Origin of the sequence: Desemzia incerta, from assembly GCF_900115825.1 — a bacterium.
In the GTDB taxonomy this organism is placed as follows: Bacteria; Bacillota; Bacilli; order Lactobacillales; family Carnobacteriaceae; genus Desemzia; species Desemzia incerta.
Genome location: NZ_FOXW01000006.1, coordinates 77347 through 97697, shown reverse-complemented (window position 1 = coordinate 97697; position 20351 = coordinate 77347). Strand labels below are relative to the sequence as shown.

At 39.8% G+C, this 20351-nt stretch carries 15 protein-coding genes; 11 read left to right on the top strand and 4 right to left on the bottom strand.

Translation table 11 applies throughout. From position 1 onward, the window contains the following. Positions 1–38 precede the first annotated feature (38 nt). Positions 39–1016: a Gfo/Idh/MocA family protein gene (locus tag BM137_RS08740; protein ID WP_092480787.1), complete on the bottom strand. Its 978-nt coding sequence runs from the start codon at positions 1014–1016 to the stop codon at positions 39–41. A gap of 50 nt (positions 1017–1066) precedes the next feature. Next, positions 1067–2083 carry a Gfo/Idh/MocA family oxidoreductase gene (locus tag BM137_RS08735; RefSeq protein ID WP_092480786.1) on the bottom strand — a complete coding sequence of 339 codons (1017 nt, stop codon included), beginning with the start codon at positions 2081–2083 and terminating at the stop codon, positions 1067–1069. A 448-nt stretch (positions 2084–2531) separates the two neighbouring features. On the opposite strand from BM137_RS08735, the gene deoC reads away from it, so the two are divergent. Next, on the top strand, positions 2532–3224 hold the full coding sequence (gene deoC, locus BM137_RS08730; protein WP_092480785.1) for a deoxyribose-phosphate aldolase: 693 nt from the start codon (positions 2532–2534) through the stop codon (positions 3222–3224). Positions 3225–3504: 280 nt separating this feature from the next. Here the strand turns inward: deoC and BM137_RS08725 are convergent, their stop codons facing one another. Beyond that, positions 3505–4098 carry a TetR/AcrR family transcriptional regulator gene (locus BM137_RS08725; RefSeq protein WP_092480784.1) on the bottom strand — a complete coding sequence of 198 codons (594 nt, stop codon included), beginning with the start codon at positions 4096–4098 and terminating at the stop codon, positions 3505–3507. A gap of 188 nt (positions 4099–4286) precedes the next feature. Between BM137_RS08725 and BM137_RS08720 the strand changes: the two genes are divergently transcribed. Next, a complete protein-coding gene (locus BM137_RS08720) occupies positions 4287–7094 on the top strand; it encodes a YhgE/Pip domain-containing protein (protein ID WP_092480783.1) in 2808 nt (935 codons plus the stop codon). 44 nt (positions 7095–7138) lie between these two features. Here BM137_RS08720 and BM137_RS08715 read toward each other — a convergent pair whose 3' ends face one another. After that, entirely contained in the window at positions 7139–7831 is a 693-nt protein-coding gene (locus BM137_RS08715; protein WP_092480782.1) for a YjjG family noncanonical pyrimidine nucleotidase, read from the bottom strand. Positions 7832–8050: 219 nt separating this feature from the next. Here BM137_RS08715 and BM137_RS08710 point away from each other — a divergent pair, with 219 nt between their 5' ends. The 9 genes from BM137_RS08710 (at position 8051) to BM137_RS08670 (ending at position 20340) form a co-directional block, all read left to right on the top strand. Then, entirely contained in the window at positions 8051–9010 is a 960-nt protein-coding gene (locus tag BM137_RS08710) for a glutathione S-transferase family protein (protein ID WP_092480781.1), read from the top strand. Between the two features lie 274 nt (positions 9011–9284). Continuing rightward, positions 9285–11444, top strand: coding sequence for an RNA polymerase recycling motor HelD (helD, locus tag BM137_RS08705; RefSeq protein WP_092480780.1), 2160 nt, complete (start codon positions 9285–9287; stop codon positions 11442–11444). A gap of 264 nt (positions 11445–11708) precedes the next feature. Next, on the top strand, positions 11709–12788 hold the full coding sequence (locus tag BM137_RS08700) for an IS30 family transposase (RefSeq protein WP_092480779.1): 1080 nt from the start codon (positions 11709–11711) through the stop codon (positions 12786–12788). 558 nt (positions 12789–13346) lie between these two features. Continuing rightward, positions 13347–14303 (top strand): ABC transporter permease, encoded by a 957-nt coding sequence (locus tag BM137_RS08695; protein ID WP_092480778.1) that lies wholly within the window; start codon positions 13347–13349, stop codon positions 14301–14303. Positions 14304–14317: 14 nt separating this feature from the next. Then, entirely contained in the window at positions 14318–15247 is a 930-nt protein-coding gene (gene opp4C, locus BM137_RS08690) for an oligopeptide ABC transporter permease (protein ID WP_092480777.1), read from the top strand. 18 nt (positions 15248–15265) lie between these two features. After that, positions 15266–16876 carry an ABC transporter substrate-binding protein gene (locus BM137_RS08685; protein ID WP_177192544.1) on the top strand — a complete coding sequence of 537 codons (1611 nt, stop codon included), beginning with the start codon at positions 15266–15268 and terminating at the stop codon, positions 16874–16876. Between the two features lie 32 nt (positions 16877–16908). Further along, positions 16909–18300: a M20/M25/M40 family metallo-hydrolase gene (locus tag BM137_RS08680; RefSeq protein ID WP_092480775.1), complete on the top strand. Its 1392-nt coding sequence runs from the start codon at positions 16909–16911 to the stop codon at positions 18298–18300. Positions 18301–18316: 16 nt separating this feature from the next. Beyond that, the gene (locus tag BM137_RS08675) at positions 18317–19372 is read left to right on the top strand and encodes an ABC transporter ATP-binding protein (RefSeq protein ID WP_092480774.1); all 1056 of its coding nucleotides are present in this window, start codon (positions 18317–18319) and stop codon (positions 19370–19372) included. Then, positions 19369–20340, top strand: coding sequence for an ABC transporter ATP-binding protein (locus BM137_RS08670; RefSeq protein WP_092480773.1), 972 nt, complete (start codon positions 19369–19371; stop codon positions 20338–20340). The genes BM137_RS08675 and BM137_RS08670 overlap by 4 nt, the downstream gene beginning before the upstream one ends. Positions 20341–20351: the final 11 nt, after the last annotated feature.

The window sequence follows — 20351 nt, the reverse complement described above, 5'->3', positions numbered from 1 at the left end:
CATCTATTGAAAAAGCACCTGTTTTTCACTTTCTAAGATTATCCTAGTGATATACCTGCAGTTTCTAACCCTTTATCTACAATAGACATGACTAGTTCACTGTGATCAAGTTGTTTGGTCATAGTTTCAAAGTCAGACTCTCTAATGATTCTTTCAAATTCAACAAATTCCTCATACATCCGATGTGTATGCACTTTAAAATCAACTATTTGGCTCTTATTTTGATGGTCTATTACAGTAAACCGATCAATGGTGCTAGTAGGTCCTTCAATAACTATAGCGCCATTATTGCCCTGGATGATGGTTCTTACTGGAGCTGTGGAATCTTTAGCACCTATACAGACTACTTTTTTATCCTTGTAATCAAGACTTAGGATGCCAGAAGTGTCGATGCTGTTTTCCACATTTGCCGAATAGTTTATTTCTTGTGGTTCTCCAAAAAGCCCTGTTACAAAATGGATGTTGTAAATGTTGATATCCATTAAAGCCCCACCACCCATTTTAGGATTGAAAGCCGGTAAGATGTCTCCTTTTTTGAAGGCATCGTATCGTGACGAATACTGTGAATAATTGCATTCAATAAGTTTGATATCTCCAATTGTTTTTACTGCTTCTTTTATTTTTTTGTAATTGGTCAGATATTGATTGGTTATGGCTTCTAACAGCATAACATTGTTTGCTGAAGCCAGTTCTCTCAGTTCTTTCATTTCGGATACATTCAAGGTAAAGGGCTTTTCACAAATAACATTTTTTTTGTTGAGCAGGGCTTGTTTGGCAAAAGAAAAATGAAGATGATTTGGTAATGCGATATAAACGGTATCGATATTCTGATCATTCAAACAATCTTCGTAATCAGTTGAGACTTGGCCAATGCCATAGTCTTTTTTTAACAACTCCATTTTATCCACGCTTCTAGCTGTGCCCACAATCGCTTCTAACTGAATTCCGGGGATAGCATGAACCATCGTTAAAAAATCATTCACGATCATTCCAGAACCTATAATAGCAAGTTTCATTATAAACCTTCTTTCTGAGTAGAGTTTTTTTGTTTTTATGATTCGACAAGTTAAGGTTTCATATTTTGAATACCTTCTTCAAGGATCTCTAGTTGGCGAATCGTTTCTTCATCTTTCACTGTTTTATCTTTTCCATTGATAATCGACTCGTACAAACCTTCATAAACGTGACTGTAATCCCCGATTTCTGAAATAACTTTTTCTTCATGGTATAAACCATCAGCGTCCATATAGGTCACAGTACCATAATGATCTGGAGTATCCACGCCAAAATCAGCATTAGTAGGCATATAGAATAATTTTAAATGTTCTTCTTGTCTATCTTTCTCTTGCTTGATGAACATACCTTTTTTACCATACAAAACAAAACTTGGTCGCGGTTTGATTCTGAAGTAACTTGATTTAACAGAAACTTTGATTTTTGAATAATAAAAGTCCAAATCGAAATAATCGTTCATTCGATCAGATCCCAGTAATTGTCTTACATCATAATGAATAGAATCTGGATCTCCAAAATAGGAGAGAACTTGATCAATGGTATGGCATCCATGTCCATATAAATAGCTTGAAGATGCTGAAAATTCGGTGCTGTTTTCTGGAACTTCTGGTCTGAAATAATCATAATGCATTTCGACTTCCAGTAATTCACCTATCACGCCGCTTTCGATGACTTTTTGAGCCGTCAGGAAATCTGAATCGTAGCGTCTATTTTGGTAGCATTGAACGAGTAAATTTTTTGATTTTGCCAACTCAAATAGTTCTCTTGCTTCTTCAGCAGTTTCAGTAAACGGTTTTTCAACCAGCGTATGTTTCCCTTTTTCCAGTGATAATTTTGCAAATTCAAAATGCAATGAACCTGGAAGGCAAATCGCAACCAATTGAATTTCCGGATCATTCCAAACATCTTCTAAATTCGTTGTATAGTGGACTCCAGGAACTTTATCCCAAGAGCTGTTTTCATGACGAGAATAGATTGTTTTCACTTTAACGTTCTTTGTTTTTAAGGAAAAAGGCAGATGATAGCGATTCGTACTTTTTCCGTTACCGATATAAGCGACTGTTAACATAAAAAAACCTCCTATAATATCTAATAGTTAGATTATATAGGAAAATGCATGAGATAAGCGGCTGCTTATCCATTCAGGTTCTCATGTTCCTTTTTTTAAAAATAAAGTCATGCCTACTGAACATTATGTTCATACGTTTTTTACAAGGATAGTAGAATCCATCAGAAAAGCCAAACGATGTCGGTAATTCATTGTAAGATTAAATGCGAAGAAAACATCAGCTTTGAAGAACAAGAATGTCGTTTTATGGCATAAAATCACAGTGCTTCTTTGATCCAACGAGTTATTCCACCAGAAAAATTAGGGCGATTAGTTACTTTTGTATGTAGTCCTTCAGTAAGCAGTTATAGCGGTTCGTTTATTTGAGAAGAGCATCGCGACACTAGTAATGTATCAACTGATGTATTGTGTTAAAATGAAACCGGACTCAACAAGAGGAGGAAGAAGAATGACAGTTCAATTGAGTGTAGCAGAATTAGCAAATATGGTGGATCATACATTATTAAAAGCAGATGCCCAAAAAGCAGGGTTTGAGAAATTATGCCAGGAAGCCGACGAATATGGGTTTAAAATGGTAGCGATCAATTCAGCGCCGGTATCTATGTGTAAAGAATTGTTGAAAGATAGTCCCGTCCATATCGGTGCGGCTATTGGTTTTCCTTTAGGTCAGACTTCGCTCGCTGTGAAAGTTTTTGAAGTTGACGACGCTATCAAAAATGGAGCCGATGAAATTGACTATGTCATCAATATCAGAGAATTGAAAGATGGAAAGCTGGATTACATCGAGAAGGAAATGACTGAAATCGTAGGCGTTTGTCGAGAACATGGTATTTTGAGTAAAGTGATTTTAGAGAATTGCTACCTGACCAATGAAGAAAAAGCTGCTGTGTGTCAAATAGCTAAAAAAGTTCAACCGGATTTCGTAAAAACGTCTACTGGTTTTGGAACGAGCGGCGCCACTGTGGAAGATGTAAAACTTATGAAAGACATTGTCGGTTCTGACGTCAAAGTGAAAGCAGCAGGAGGTATTCGAGACATTGCTGCTGCTAGAGCCATGATAGAAGCTGGTGCGGAACGTTTGGGAACGAGTGCTGGGATACAGATTGTAGAAGAGTATAAGGCAATGAGTAAAGAATTATGATTTTGATATGAGAAGAAAGAGAGAGGATAAAGTCCTCGCTCTTTTAATGCTTTTAGGTCATTTATGTACTCTGAAATGGAATGGAAGTTACTCTATTAGTCAAGTGAAGGTTGGAATTATTGCCACTTGATCAATAGAAGTGATCTATTAATCAAGTGAGGGATTTGGCAGTGGTCACTTGATCAATAGAAGCGATCTATTAATCAAGTGAAGGAGTGAATATTCTCCACTTGATTAATAGAGCCAATTTGCTCACCAAACTAGAGTAAAAAAGACTCGGTTAATTATTTTCTGGAGATTCTACTATTAAATGTCCCAGCAAAAAGGTTAAGTATTTATGGGCTTCTTCAAGGGAGATAGGTTGTTTTTTCAAGAAAATAGCCTCTAAGATCAGCATCACAGTGTTGCTGAAGTGATCAACGACTAACTCTAACGGCATATCTTTGCTGCTGAAGTCTAAGTATTCATGGAAAATATTTTGGATGACACGTTTTAAGTAACTACTGAAGTGATTGATCAAAGAACTGTTGCTGGGATTGTTCTTTAGAATATCGTTCAATAGTTCATTATGCGAGGATAGTAAATAATACGTCCGATCAAACAATGTACTGAGTATTTTATCGGAAGCAACATTGGATGGTTCGTTAAGATAGATCTGGTTGCTCAATAAGTGCCAACAGTAATTCAATAAATCGTATTTGTCGTCAAAATAATTATAAAAAGTAGCTCGAGGGAAATTGCTGATCTCGCAGATTTCATTCACGCTGATCGATTCAAAAGACTTTTTAGCTAACAGATTGAACATGGTTTTTGAGAAAGCTTCGAGCGTTCGTTGAGCGCCGCGGGTCGGTTTCTTTGACAGGTCATATTTCATTTTACTACCCCTCTTTTATTTGCAGATTTTTGATTTTGTCTAAATTTAAACACAGGACTTAATCTGTATCTTGCCTTCGTTTCAAATAGAATCTATCATGACTTTATGAGTTTTACAAGTGTCTAAAAATGATCTGTTGAAAATAATTTAGGCATAGGTTAGGACAAAAGAAAGAGGGAAATAGTGTCATGATAAAAAAAGAATGGAAATTTATCGCACAACATAAATTTCTTATCATTGTATTGAGTGTTATAGCCCTGATACCGGCTTTATATAATTTGATTTTCTTGGGTGCTCTATGGGATCCCTATGGACATGTCGATCAGTTACCTGTAGCGGTAGTCAATAAAGATAAGGTAGTAGAGTTTCAAGGAAAAACGTTGGAAATCGGAGATCAGCTGGTAGATAACTTGAAAGAGAGTAAAAGCTTAGATTTTCATTTTGTGTCGGAAAAAGAAGCGAATGAGGGACTCTCTGATGGAGATTACTACTTAAAAATCACTGTTCCAGAGGACTTTTCGCAGAATGCTACCACATTGTTGTCTGACCATCCAAAGCAAATGGTCGTGGATTACCAGACAACACAAGGAAGAAATTTGACAGCTTCTAAAATGGCGGCTTCAGCAATCACCGAATTGAAAAGCCAAGTCTCCAATCAAATCACAGAAATGTATACTGCGACTATATTAGAACAATTTGGTAATGCAGGATCCGGTATGGAAGAAGCGTCAGAAGGGAGTCAAAAACTTAAAGATGGAACGACTCAATTAGCGGACGCCAGCGCGTTGATCCAAACCAATTTGGAAACATTAGCTTCCAGCTCACTGGAATTTGCAGAAGGCAGCCAAACGTTGAGTATCGGATTGAAAGACTACGTGGCCGGCGTCGCTCAAATCGACAATGGAGCGGGTCAATTGTCAACAGGGATCGATGCTTTGTCAGGGAAATTACCTACTTTAACAACGGGTATCAATGAGTTGAACAGTGGTGGGACTACTTTGGCAAATGGAGTCCTGCAATATACAAACGGTGTAGGTTCTTTATCTGCTGGTGTGGCACAGCTGAATAACGGACTTCTTGGACTTTCAGGACAGCTGCCGATGCTGACAACGGGAATTAGTGATCTGGATACTGGAGCATCCAGTTTAAAAAATGGTATCCAACAATACACATCTGGCGTGAGTGCGGTCAACGAGGGTGCTGAACAGCTGAACGGTGGGTTGACCCAAGTGGTTGATCAGACAAAAAATCTGCCCACACAAGTCCAACAATTAAATGATGGGGCGAACCAGTTAGCCAACAGCTTAACGGGAGTAAATTTAACAGAAGAAAATAAAAACCAATTGCAACGATATTTGACTGGTGTACAATCGTATGTTAAACAAGTTTCACAAGTGTTAGGAGCTTCAAATTCTTCGGTTGATACAGATCCTATCGAAGCGAGTTACGAAGCAGATTTAGCAGTGAATGCTGATGCAGTCATACAAGCTTTAACAGATAGCGGAGTGAATTTGACAGAAGAACAGCAAGCGTTGGTTTTAATAACTATGCAAAAGCAAAATAGCCAAACGTTGACAGCGGCAGAAAATCTGTTGCCCAATAGTCAAGCAGAACAAGATCTGAAAACAGCTACAGAGCAACTAGTGAGAGTGACAGATGCACAAACGCAAGCTTTGACAGCAATCGTGGATAATGTATCTGTTCTTTCCCAAAAAGCTGCTCCTGTTGCTCAAAGTATTGCTGCAGCTACGGAACAGTTGAATCAATCATTGCCTGTATTGACTGCTTCCTTGCAACAACTGCAAGAAGGCAGCCAGACGATTTTAGAAGGTACGAATGAACTAACAGAAAAAAATGACACGTTAAACAACGGAGCAGCACAAATTTCTAATGGCTTAACGACTTTGAATGAGAAAACAGGAGCTTTAGTGACAGGTGTGGATCAATTAGTTGAAGGTTCTAGTCAAATCGCTGACGGAGCTGATCAATTGGACCGAAATTCCGCTGGTTTGATAAGCGGAGCAGATGCCATAGCAAATGGGCTTTCAACAGTGGCGGAAAAAATCCCGACATTAAGCAATGGCGTAACGGCTTTACAGTCTGGAGCACAAACATTGGCCAATGGAACTTCTCAATTGTCGGGTAACAGCAGTAAATTAGTAGAGGGGTCTGATCAATTATCCGATGGAGCTCAACAAATTTCTTCTGGAAGCGGACAATTAGCAGAAGGTGAAGCCAAAGTTGCAGGATCCTTGGAAGAAGTTAATGCAGGGTTAGCAACAATGTCAGACAGTTTGGCTGATGGAGCAGCTCAGATCCGAGAAGTGAATACGACAGAAGATGCAGCAGCAGCTGTTTCAGATCCTGTTACGACTCATCACACAGATAAAGATAAGCTAGCCAATAATGGAACATCGATGGCACCATACATGATGTCGGTAGCGTTATTTGTAGGAACTTTGACAGCCAATATGATGTTTGATGCTTATAAGCCGAAAACCCAACCCTCTTCAGGTGTCGCTTGGTGGGCAAGTAAAATGTCGATTCTCGGCTTAGTGAGCATCTTGCAGGCTATTATTGTCTTTGTCGTGCTGATCTATGTATTGGGGATGGATCCGATCTCTCCTGGAAAAGTTTTAGGTTTCTTGATACTTGAATCGATGTCCTTTATGTCATTGGTGACGTTGTTCAATGTTGTATTAGGCAAAGTAGGTGCTTTCTTGATGCTGATTTTCATGATCTTGCAGTTGGCAAGTTCTGGAGGGACCTATCCCATTATTCTATCAAATGGTTTTTACCAAAGTATTTATCCGTACTTACCGATGACTTATGCGATCGAGGCTTTAAGAAACGCGATCTCGATCGGCGGATCGATGACGACAGCAGTGTGGTTGTTTGCAGCATTATTGCTAGTGAGCAATGGGTTGATGATAATATACTTTGGAATCAAAAAGAAGAGCTACTCATTTGATAACGAAGAAGCAACAGAAAAATAGATTACACTGTTAAAACTAGCAGAAATAAAAGATAGTCTAGCCGACTATTTCCCTTCTCCTAATAAAGAATAAATTTGCAATAAGTCACTTATAGTATAAGTTGCAGCTGATGACGATAAGATTTGTTCTGGGTCATAAAGAACGCTATCGATTTCGACGTTTTTAGCTCCTAAAATATCAGAAGACAAGCTGTCTCCTATCATTAAGCAAGATTCTTTATCGGTAATGTGCAGCGAATCAAACAGAGTATCAAAGAAACGAGGATCCGGTTTTTCATAACCGATTTCTTCTGAAATAAACAGGTCATCAAAATAATTCAGCAGTCCAGAATCCGTTAATCTTTTTCTTTGAGTGATGCCCATTCCATTGGTACCTGCATAGATCCGGTAGTTTCGTTTCTTTAGTTTGCTCAAAAGTACCTCGGCATTTTTAATCGTCTTGCAGCCGTTATTCAAAAATCCACGGTATAGTTTTTCTGCTTTTATTCCATCGACATCCAAGTTGTATTCCTTAAAAAATAAGGCAAATCGAGTATTGAAAATATCTTCTCTAGCGATTGTTCCTTTTTCTAAAGAAGACCATAAGCTTTTATTGATTGATTTGTATGTATCAAAGGATTCAGCAGTTTCTGGAACGTTGAATGTTTTAAATACATTCTTAAGCGCTTGTTCTTCTGTATCATTAAAGTCCAGCAACGTATTGTCTAAATCAAAAATTAAGTGTTTGTACTTTTTCATTTTTTCACCTCTCTACTAATTTACGCTCAAATAAGGGAGATTAAAAGAGTAAATACTACAAATAAACTATTCTTTTTATTAAAGCAGTCAAGGCTTTATTAGTTGTAAAAATAACGATGAGACAGCTGTTCATTTGTTAATCGCTCATCATACCTCTATAATTGAAATAGAAAACACTTGGATAATGAAGTATCAAAAGGTATTCGGAAGGGGAAAATTATGGGATTATTAGTAGATGGAAAGTGGCACGACCAGTGGTATGATACGGAAGGAAACGGAGGGCGTTTTATTCGTACGGAAGCCCAGTACCGTAATTGGATTACTCCAGACGGCAGTCCCGGTCCAACCGGTGAAGGCGGGTTCAAAGCAGAACCGAATCGGTACCATTTATATGTAGCCATGGCTTGTCCATGGGCGAACCGAACTTTGATTATGCGCAAATTAAAAAAATTGGAAGACATGATTTCCGTATCCGTTGTTAATCCATTGATGGCAGAAAACGGGTGGACATTTGAGCCGGCAGTGGGCGTTATCCCGGATCCTGTAATCAACGCGACTTACTTGCATGAATTGTACACTCATGTGGACCCTAATTATAGTGGGCGAGTCACAGTACCGATATTGTATGATTTGAAGCAAAATAAAATCGTAAACAATGAATCTTCTGAGATCATGCGCATGCTGAATACAGCTTTTTATGGTGTAGGAGCCAAGGAAGGCGATTATTACCCGAAAGAGCTGCAGGAAGAAATCGACGCGGTCAACGAACTCGTTTACCATAACGTCAATAATGGTGTGTACAAAGCAGGTTTTGCGACTAATGAAGGAGTCTACCAAGAAGAAGTAGGCAGGTTATTCAAAACGTTGGACCAATTAGAAGCTCGCTTAGAAAATCAGCGCTACTTAGTTGGCGATCAGATTACAGAAGCAGACTGGCGCTTATTTACCACACTGATCCGTTTTGACAGCGTGTATTACAGCCATTTCAAATGCAACATCCGACAAATCCGCGACTATAAGAACCTGTGGCGCTACACGAGAGAATTATACAACTGGCCTGGAATCGCTGAGACGGTGAACTTCAAGCATATCAAAGAACATTACTACCGCAGCCACAAAAACATCAACCCGACAGGAATCGTTCCAGTCGGACCGATATTGGATTTTAGCTTGGACTAAACAACTTAGAATACGCCCTTATTGGAAACTACCATGGTTTCCAAGAGGGCTTTTTGTAGTATAAGAAGAGCTATTAATCAAGTACGGCTCGAAATATTGTTCACTTGACTAATAGAATAGGTCTATTGATCAAGTGAGACGATAATTGATGCTCATTTGATCAATAGAAAAAATCAACATTTCTAAAACGTATTTTAATGATGAACCTATTGATTACTAAGCAAAAAGGCGGTACAATAACTGTTCGCTATAAAACAGACAGGGGGCAACACAGATGGTCGACACCGAGTTTAAGAAAGAACAGGAATACCTTCAGTTTGTGTACGAAAGACTTGAGGCAACGGAACAGACGCTTAGGGATTCGATAGAGCAAAATAAGACAGAGGGAATCGCGGCATTGAAAAATATGTCAGGAGATTCCAGCTTGAATTTTGATAGTACATTGGACAACTTGGATACTTTTTTAGGGTTGGAAATGAAGAGCCGTGAGATTGACCAAATGAACATCAAACTGAAAGCCGCTCTTGCGTTATTGGAAAAAGTGGAACGGTTGTTGCAATCGCCTTATTTTGGCAAAGTAACGGTCGATTTCTTGGATGACGAGCCAAATGAAGGATTTTATATCGGTATCAATGGATTTGCGGATGAAGAAGGAGACAACTTGATTTATGACTGGCGTTCGCCGATTGCGGAATTGTTCTACAACGACACTCTTGGAAACTCCTCATATGAGGTGAACCAACATACGATAGACGTCGAGATCAAGAGCCGCCGACAATTGATTGTCGAAGCCAATCGTCTGCTGAATTATTTTGATACGACAGTGGCTATCCAAGATGACGTGCTGCTGGAAGCCTTGGAACAAGATACTACTGAGCAAATGAAAGACATCACGGCGACCATTCAAAACGAGCAGAATGTGATTATTCGAGACACTAAGCATCCAATTTTGTTGGTGAATGGAGTTGCTGGAAGCGGGAAAACCTCTACCGTCATGCAGCGTATTGCTTATCTGCTCTATTCTTTACGTAAAGAAATCACTTCGGATAATGTATTGATTTTGTCCCCTAACAATCAATTTATCAATTACATTTCAAATGTACTGCCGTCTTTAGGAGAGAAGAATCCATTGAACATGACGCTGCTGCAATTCGTTGGGCAACAGGTCAACTGGAAAATGGAAACGGAAGAAGAATACTTCTCGCGCATCAGTCAACCAACTGTCGACAAGCAAACGGCAGTATTGAGAAGTCTTGAATTTGTAGATTTCATCAAGCAAGCTAATGAAGTCGTGGCTGCGGAAGGTGATCTGTTCAGAGATTTGATGCACAAAGGGAAAATCATCATTTCAAAAGAAAAAATGATGGATATTTACCAAACGACACCAGAATCCAGTCCCATGATAGACAGAATCCAAGCAACAAAAAGCCGTCTGGCGAGCTATTGGGAAAGACGCTTGATTGCTCAATCGAAGACTCACGCGATACAAGATCAGATCTTGGAAATGTCTGAAAAAATGCAGATGAAGCATTTTGGAGAATTGATCACAGAAGACAACGAAGAGAAAGTGATCGAATATGGGGAGCAGTTGCTGCGGAAGAAATACCGAGGCGTTACGAAAGGGATCGAACAAAATAAATGGGTCGATCTCACACGTATTTTTGATGCTTTGTACCTTCACTATCAAAAAGAATCGTATGTTCATTCCAGAGAAGTGCTAACTGTAGATGAAGCTGTGATCTATTTGCTGATCATGAATACTTTTGTCGAGAGAATCTCGTTTCCGTTGATGCGATTTGTGCTGATCGACGAAGTGCAAGATTACACTCCAGCGCAAATGAGCTTAATGTCTGACCTCTTTACGAAGAGTGACTTTACGATGGTAGGAGATGAAAATCAAGCGATCTTCAATTCTTCGATCACGTTCCAAGAAATTGCAGATATCATTGAAAATAAACAGAAAAGCGTTCAACGCTATGATTTAGTAAACAGCTATCGATCTAGCGGAGCCATTACAAAAGTCTTCAGTCAACTGATAACAGCAAATCAAAAAATCGAGATCATTCCTGTACGTCCTCAAGGAAATGAGCCCAAAGTATATGAAGTCTCAGACAAGGATGATTTCAAAGGTATTCTTGAACAAATCCTGATGGAACTAGATGGTAAATCGTTAACAATTATCACAAAGAACGAGCAAGAAGCAGAAGAGTTGTCTAATTACCTTAAGGAAAACCTTCCTTTTGTGTTTTCCATTAAAGTTCTGCCAATCAGCTTATCTAAAGGATTGGAATTTGATAATGTGCTTGTTTATAATGTTTCAGAAGAAAACTATCAAAGTGAACGAGATCAAAGAATCCTTTATACTGCAGTTTCTAGAGGAATGCAGAATTTATTTGTGACATATAAAGGGAACTTAAGTAAATTCCTCCAGTAATTTCTAAAAGTTAGAATTTAAGTAACTTATACTTTCTATCAACGTTAGATGATGAAGCACCATAAAACAAATATGAGCTGATATGATTTCGCTGGTAGTCCGAAATCATATCAGCTCATATTGTTTTAAATGGGTGCCTTAAAGAACTAATTTTTGGAGGTGGATTATATAATGAAGTTAGCCACCGCTAACTAAAAAACGCCATGTGAATTTCATGTTATATTGAAGTTACCACTAACTCTCAATAGACAAGGATGAATTCACATGACGCAAACTAAGAATAACATAGATTCACGTAAGGGAAAACACCTTTCTTATGCGGAACGCTGCCAAATAGAGGTTCTAAAAAAAGAAGGCTATTCAAACCGACAGATTTCTGGAGTTATTGAGCGAGCTCCACAAACCATCCATAATGAAATCAAAAGAGGGACAGTTACACAATTAAAACGCCAAAATCAAAATGGCAAAGTGTATGACTATTATGACTCTGTTTATAGCGCTGACGCAGGACAAACTCACTACGATAAAGAGCGTCTGAACTCTGGTAGACGGCCCAAATGGGCCGATACAGATGCTTTTACTAACTGGGCTGATGACAAGATGATCCATGAAAAGTGGTCCCCAGATGTTGTAATTGGTTTTGCCTTAAATCAGGGATTGTTCAATCCTTCAATCATTCCTTGCACCACCACTCTTTATCAGTGGATTGATCGAGGCATCATGAAAACAACGAACTTAGACTTGCTCGAAAAGCTGTCTCGCAAAATAAAAAAACAGAATCATAAATCGAATCTTAACAAGCGCATATTAGGAAAATCCATAGACGAGCGTCCAGAAATCATCGGAACTCGAGAAACATTCGGCCATTGGGAAATCGATACTGTTGTAGGAAACAAGGTGAAATCAGATGCCGTTTTACTGACGTTAGCCGAAAAGCAAACACGTTTTGAAGTCATCTTAAAATTGAATGGAAAAGACGCTCATTCAGTTGACCAGGCAGTTCATGTATTGCGAGAGCGTGCTGATGAACACTTTAGCTGCCTGTTTAAAACGGTAACCTCCGACAATGGATCTGAATTCACAGGACTGCACGAAGCCTTGCAAGATGTAGTGGATGTCTATTTTAGTCATCCTTATACTTCATGGGAACGCGGGACAAGCGAGAACCAGCATAAATTGATTCGCCGTTTCCTTCCCAAAGGGAAGCCGATGACTGATGTGAACGAAGCTCAATGCTTACGAATTCAACAATGGATGAATGACTATCCTAGAAGAATCTTAGATTATCAAACACCACATGACTGTTTCGTGAAAGCATTCCAACAAGAACGTATGGCCACTTGATTCGTGAATTTTTAACAAACAGGACTCATTACAGTTCGATAGCTAGATATTAAAATGTAAAACAGAGTAACTACAAGTGGCTAACTTAAACTTGAAATTTACGATAATTTAAAAATGCTTGTTTTTTTGAAATAATTTTAAAGCGTATAATTATACGCAGGTCAGTAATTGAAACCGATAACTATTAAAATTAGGTTATGTTAATGATAAAAACATTAGATTTAAAGGTTGACTATCTCATTTGTTTTGAGTAAGGTAGTGATACATTAAATTTCATAAACAAGGGGTGTTACTTATGACAAACAAACAACTGTATAAAACATATAATCTAAGTAACACTCGCGCTATTATTTTATTCATTAAGCCCTAGGACTTTGACTATTCAATTAGTTAAGTCCTCGTTTTTGTACCATGGGGGCTTGATAAAACAAGAGCCCCTCATTGCGAGGGGCTTTTTCTTTTTCCAAAATAGTTTTTTAGAAGAGAGGAGTGAAGGTTTAACAGTTAAAACGAGCATAAATAACTACAAATAAAAATTTGCATTATGGAGGTATCGAAATGAAAAAATATCTTGTGAAACGTTTTTTAGTGGGGATGATGGTTCTCCTTTTAATCACTTTTCTTTCTTTTTTAATCATCAATTTCTCTCCAGGCGATCCAGCAACTTTATATGTGAGCTCTGATGCCACCGATGCCCAGCTCGAGCAGACACGTGAGAATCTAGGGTTGAATGAACCTCTGCTCGTCCGTTATGGGTATTGGTTAAAAAATTTCATTCAGGGTGATCTCGGGATCTCATTTGCAACCCGTCAGCCGGTAGCGAATATGATTTTAGAAAGAGCAAGTCCTACTTTTCTGCTCATGGGAACTTCGTTGATAGTTGCCTACCTCATAGCGATTCCATTGGGAGTCTATAGTGCCGTGAACCAAAAAAGCTGGATCGATTATTTCATTACCGGAACATCTTTTCTTGGAGTATCGATTCCAAATTTCTTCTTAGGACTGATGTTTATTTATGTATTTGCTGTCCAATTAGAATGGTTTCCGACTGGAGGCATGCAGGAACTTGGATCAGATGGCGGATTCATGGAGCGTATCCATCATTTGATCTTACCGGTATTAGTGATAGGCACGACCATCTCGGCAAATATGATCCGCTATGTACGCTCCAGCATGATTGAAGTTTTCGGCGAAAATTACTTACGTACAGCCAAAGCAAAAGGATTGAAGCCTCAAAAAATCATTTTCAGACATGGTGTAAGGAATGCATTGATTCCTATCATCACGATTATAGGGACAGATATTCCTAAGCTGATCGGCGGTGCTATTGTGACGGAACAGATTTTTCAGTGGCCAGGATTGGGAGCATTGACCATTTCATCTATCCAAGCTCGTGATTATAACGTACTAATGGCTATAACACTATTGTCTGCAGTTGCCGTACTTTTTGCCAACATATTAACGGACGTTTTCTATGCGGCGGCAGATCCGCGTATTCGTCTTAGTGAGAATTAGAGAGGAGGAATAAGATGAGTTCAACAAGTACAGATTTCAAATTAGTATATGAAAATAGCGAAACTTTTCAGGAAGAAAAGCAATTTTCTGGAAACAAGCCTACAGAGAGCAACCATAAAATGATTTTCAGACGTTTTCTAAAACACAAGCCTGCTGTTATTGGTTCCGTTGTGTTTGCGACTCTCGTTTTGTTGGCTGTATTGGCGCCTCTTATTGCCCCTTTTGATCCAACCGTGATTACACCGGATTTCGAAGCTGCGCCAAATGGTGTTTACTGGTTGGGGACGGATGAAGTCGGACGAGATGTATTCAGCCGACTGCTTTACGGTTCACGAATATCTTTGTTTGTTGGTGTAAGTTCGGTCGCCATCTACGTTATGATCGGAACCACGCTCGGATTGATTGCAGGGTATTTTGGAGGAAAGATCGACAGTGTGATCATGCGAATAACTGAAATTTTTCAATCCTTTCCTTCCTTCATGGTCATTTTGGTATTGGTAAGTATTATAGGACCAGGGGTAGGAACCATTACACTGGTTCTCGGTTTTCTAAACTGGCCAGGACTTTGTCGTATTGTTCGGGGGAATGTATTGTCTATCAAAAGCAGTGAGTATATTCAAGCGGCGATTTCCATAGGTTACTCGACACCGCACATTCTTTTCCGGGAAACTTTGCCAAATGTACTGTCCAGTATTTTTGTGAATGCTACTTTTGGAGTGGCTAGCGCAATATTGACAGAATCTTCACTAAGTTTTCTAGGGATGGGGATCCAGCCTCCCACCTCAAGCTGGGGAAATATTTTATCTCAAGCACAATCATTGACTGTCCTATCAAGTCAGCCATGGTTATGGATTCCAGCAGGTATCATGATCTTACTAGCTGTTTTATCGATCAACTTTATCGGAGATGGTTTGCGGGATGCCTTTGACGGAACAATAAATTAGTATATTGGAGGAATGAACATGAAGGAATACCAGAAAAAATTGATGAGTTTTTTTACCGTGGCAATGGTGATGATTCTAGCAGCGTGCAGCAATACGGATGCAGCAGATACAAGTTCCGCAGACAACAGCTCGAAAGATACACTTTACGTAGGAGTTACCAATCCCATGGGCAATCTCAGTCCTATCAATGCGAGCAGTGTTTCCACCAGATGGGCTCAACGTTTTTACTTCGATACGCTGCTGGAAATGACCAGTCCGTTGGAATTTGAGCCGAAATTAGCTGATTCCTTCGAAACGCCTGATAATCAAAACTACACGATCAAATTAAATCCAGATGCAGTCTGGACAGACGGGAAATCAATCACAGCTGATGATGTTGTGTTTACGTTGAATCTTTTCGCGAATCCAGAAGTGGAAACAACAGGGCTTTATCTGACTGAGTTGGAAGGCGTAGATAGTTCCGGCAAATTAGAGAGCGGTACAGAAATCCCTAATTTGATTGCAGTAGATGATACGACCGTTACTTTCAAGACTAAAACGCCGTTAGATCCAAACTATGTAAAAGAGATGATCGGAACGAATATCTTTATCCAACCTAAGCATGTGGTAGAAAGTGTACCTTTAGATGAACTAGCAGGATCTGAAGTTTTTAACAAGCCAAGCGTAACAAGTGGACCGTATAAATTTGTAGAGTATGCCCAAGACTCTTATCTGGAACTTGAAGCAAATGAAACTTATTACAGAGGTATTCCTGAAATTCCCAACGTATTCATCCGAATCATGTCGGGTACCAATCTAGCTACCGAATTGCAGACTGGCGGAGCAACAATGAATGCGAGTGGCGGGATCGGTGAGATTTCTATTTCCGATATCGAAACCATGAAAAATGTAGATGGACTATCTGTCAATGTACAGCCTGCTTGGACCAATCAATTTGTTTATTATAATAACGAGAAATTCGATCAAAATATCCGATTGGCGATGTCTCATGCGGTTAATCGCGATACGATCGTAGATAATTTACTTAAAGGCAATGCAGAAGTCACCAATGGACCTTATACTTCAGCTAGTCCTTATATGGATGAAGATTTGGAACCGATCGCCTATGATCCTGAAAAGGCTAAAGAATATATCGCGAAATCCGACTATGACATGAATGATCCAATTGAGCTGATGGTCCCAACAGGAAACAAGGTGCGCGAACAATCTGCTAACCTGATCGAACAAGATCTGGAAGCAGTTGGATTCACTGTTGAGCAAATCACCTATGATTTCCCAACGACATTGGAAAAAGCGCGTTTAGGTGATTACGATCTTTATCTTGGCGGTATTTCTGTTCCCGTTGATCCAGATTTAGCCAGTTACTTTGGATCTACAGGTGGCTCCAACTATTCGCAAATCGAGAACGCAGAAATTGATGTATTACTGGAAAAAGGGAAATGGGAAACCGACAGTACAAAACGCAAAGAAATCTATGATGATTTCCAACTTATGCTACAAGAACAATCGCCCATGCTGCCGCTCTATTCTCAAAACGATATCGTTATCAAAAATGATTCCTTGAACGGCGGTATTAATGAATATTGGGCTGGTTCTTTATACAACATACAAGACTGGACATTGGAATAAACGACACTAACCAACTGAGAGGGGAAAAAATAATGACAGTAACTCAAAATACAAAAACACTAGAAGAAGCTAGACATATGGCAGAGGTTCGTAAAGATGAGTTTTATGATTACTTAAGACTGGAGTCAGTTTCCACAGAACACAAGCAAATTCCAGAAACAGTAGCCTATGTGAAGGACCTGATTGAACAAACAGGCGGAGAAGTTAAGGTGTTGGATGACTTGGGTGGTCATCCAGTCATTTATGGTTATTTCCCAGCTTCTTCGAGTGGAAATAGCGATCGGACGCTATTGTTCTACAACCATTATGATGTGCAGCCAGCAGATCCTTTAGATGAGTGGCATACGGAGCCGTTTGAGCCCACCGTTCGCGACAATACGTTATATGCCCGTGGTGTATCTGATAATAAAGCTAATTTCATGGCTCGTTTGAATGCTTTATCCATTTTGAAGGAATCAAATGATGGTTTCCCTTGTAATGTGAAGTTTCTCTTGGAAGGAGAAGAAGAGATCGGCAGTCCAAATCTAGGTTTGTATATCGAGAAATACGCTGATCTCTTTCAAGCTGATGCCTGTATCTGGGAAGCGGGGTCAAAAGATAAATATGAAAATTATATCGTAAGTGCAGGGATGAAAGGCATTGCGTATTTCGATCTAGAAGTCACCACGGCTGCCATTGATATCCACTCCTCGATAGCTGCCATTGCGGATAATCCAGCATGGCGATTGATTCATGCTTTGTCTTCCATGAAGAATGAGAAAAATGAGATTGTTGTTGAAGGATTTTATGATGGAATAGCTCCTTTGTCCAAAAAAGATAAGGAAGCAGCCGCCAATCAACCTTTCAAGGCAGAGGAAGTTAAGGCGCAATACGGTCTAACAGGAAAGTTCATCACTGAAGGAACCGATGTGACTCCCGCGGAAGCTTTAGCTTATTCTCCAACCATGACAGTTTGTGGGTTTTCGAGCGGATATACAGGACCAGGTATCAAAACCGTACTGCCAAAAAATGCCAAAGCAAAATTAGATTGTCGACTTGTACCCGGACAAAATCCAAAGCATGTTCGTGACTCTCTCCGCCAGCATCTAGATGATCATGGCTATGGGGACATTTCGCTGACTATGGTTGCTGCAGAAGGAGCACAGCGCACCTCTTTAGAAGATCCTTTTATTGAAACGGTCGTAAACTCAGCTAAAAAAGTATACGGGGATGAAAATCCAGTCATTGTATCTCCGAGTATGGCAGGTACAGGTCCAAGTGAATTATTTGAAAAATACTTGCATTTACCGATTGCCGGTGTAGGGGCAGGTTGGGCTTATTCGGGAGCACACGCACCAAATGAAAATATCAGATTGGCCGATTTTTACCAAAATATTGCTCACATGGTAGAACTGATAAAAGTCTTTGGTGTTGAAAAAAATTAAAGAGCGGGGGTAAATCATGCGGAAAAAAATATTGGAAGTCAAAAATCTAGAGATTTCTTTCCAGACTTATGCCGGCGAAGTACATGCTGTCAGAGGAGTAAACTTTGATTTGTATGAAGGTGAAACGCTGGCTATTGTGGGAGAATCGGGTTCAGGTAAATCAGTCTCCACTCAAGCAGTTATGGGACTGCTGGGTAAGAAAAATACGCTTATCAAGGGTGGCGAGATCCTCTATTATGGACAAGATTTGTTGAAACTGAGTGAAGATGAGATGCAGGGAGTGAGGGGGAAAGAAATCGCGGCTATCTTCCAAGATCCGATGACTTCATTGAACCCCACAATGACAGTAGGCAAGCAAATCGCAGAGTCTATTATTCAGCACCAAGGAGTTAGTTTGGATGAAGCGTTGAAGCAAGCGGAAGAGATGTTGGGGATGGTGGGTGTAAAGAACACAAAGAGCCGAATGAATCACTATCCTCATCAATTCTCTGGTGGGATGCGGCAAAGAGTCATGATTGCCATCGCACTTGCTTGCAAGCCCAAGATTTTGATTGCAGATGAACCTACAACAGCGTTGGATGTAACTATTCAAGCACAAATTCTAGAATTAATGAATGAATTGAAGGAAAAAATCAATACTTCTATCATTTTTATCACTCATGATTTGGGTGTGGTGGCGAACATGGCAGATCGTGTAGCCGTAATGTATGCTGGCAAACTTGTGGAATGGGGAACAGTGGATGAATTATTTTACAATCCACAGCATCCATATACATGGGGACTTCTGGCTTCGATGCCGACCTTGGAAAACCTCGAACATGGTCTTTATACGATTCCGGGGAGCCCTCCTAACTTGCTTCGTCCACCAGTGGGAGATGCATTTGCCCCACGTAATGCTTATGCATTGGAGATCGATTTTAAAAAAGAACCTGAAGTGTTTCCCGTATCTAAAACTCACTTCGCTGCAACTTGGCTCCTGCATGCAGATGCGCCAAAAGTGACTCCGCCTGCTGAAATTCAGCGACGCAGAGAACTGTTTGATCAAAAACTGATGAGGAGGGAACATGTATGAACGCACAATCGAGAGAAAAAGCATTGGAGATCAGTCATCTGAATCAGGTTTTTAATTCAGGGAGACCTTCAGAAGTTCGGGCCGTCAACGATCTTTCTTTCTATATCTATGAAGGAGAAACATTTGGTCTCGTTGGCGAATCGGGCTCTGGAAAATCCACAACTGGAAAATTGATTGCAAAACTCCAAGATGCTGTATCCGGTGAAATTCATTTCGGCGGCAAGGAGATCGGTCGTTTGAAGAAGCGAGAAGACATCCGTGCTTTCCGCAAATCCATGCAAATGGTGTTCCAAGATCCTTATGCATCCTTAAACCCGCGAAAAACCGTGATGGAAATTATCGGAGGAGGATTGGAAGTTCATGGTCTAGCAAGGAATCAAAAAGAGAAACAAGCTCAAGTCTATGAACTGTTAAATCTGGTTGGCCTCAGTCCGGAATATGCCACCCGCTATCCACGGGAGTTTTCAGGTGGACAGTGTCAGCGTGTTGGAATCGCTCGTGCATTGGCTGTTGATCCTTCTTTTATCATTGCCGATGAAGCGATCTCGGCTTTAGATGTGTCGATTCAAGCACAGATCGTCAATCTTCTTAAGAAGCTCAAAGAAGAACGCAATTTTACCTGTTTATTTATTGCTCATGATCTATCGATGGTGAAGTACATTAGTGACCGCATCGGTGTCATGAATGGCGGTCGTTTATTAGAAGTTGCGCCTTCAAATGACTTATATAATTTTCCGCTGCATCCTTATACAGAGTCCCTATTATCAGCTGTTCCGATGCCGGATCCAGAAGTAGAACGTCAGCGTAAACGGATCAGCTATGATGAAAATTTTCACCATTATGAAGACGACACGGGAGTAGGGCTTTACGAAATCGCTCCAGAACATTTTGTTTACTGTAAGAAAGAAGAAGTTCCTTTCCTGAAGAAAAAATATGAAAAGTTGACGCTCAAGGCCTTAGCAGTCTAATAAAAATGAAT